Source organism: Brevibacillus sp. MER 51 (assembly GCF_023714195.1).
Classification (GTDB): domain Bacteria; phylum Bacillota; class Bacilli; order Brevibacillales; family Brevibacillaceae; genus Brevibacillus.
On the sequence record NZ_JAMAUS010000064.1, the window covers coordinates 1 to 433 of the forward strand.

Below are 433 nucleotides of genomic sequence, written 5' to 3' on the forward strand. Positions count from 1 at the left end.
CTCTTACCGTCGGTGCGAAATCCTCAGCTGGACCTGGCAGCTACGTCCTGTGGATCAAAGCGGAGAATCGCGTCTACCTCGTAGCTCACGGTCTAGTGAAACGGGTCATGCTCACTACTGCTGAGCCGTGGAAGACCCCTGTTGGGAACTACAAGATTCAATACAAGACGCGGCACGCGGCTTTTACTGAGGATGGCATCCGCTGGTATATACCTAATTTCCTGTCTTTTTATCAACGCCCCGGCGCGACGGGAACTATCGGTTTCCACCAGATTCCCTGGGACGAAAAGACCAAGAAACCTGCCCAGCCTGTCTACACCTTGGGATTGCCCGGATATTCAAGTCACGGCTGTGCTCGGCTGGCCCCCAAAGATTCTGAGGCTCTCTACAGATTTGCTCATGAGGGCACAAAGGTGAAAGTGCGGTGAGCCGT

The 433-nt window shown here is 54.3% G+C and carries 1 protein-coding gene; it reads left to right on the plus strand.

Annotated features, from left to right (window positions below):
• Nucleotides 1–428: L,D-transpeptidase (locus M3630_RS30640; RefSeq protein WP_251254677.1), on the plus strand; the 428-nt coding region annotated here is incomplete at its 5' end.
• Between the last annotated feature and the right edge of the window lie 5 nt (nt 429–433).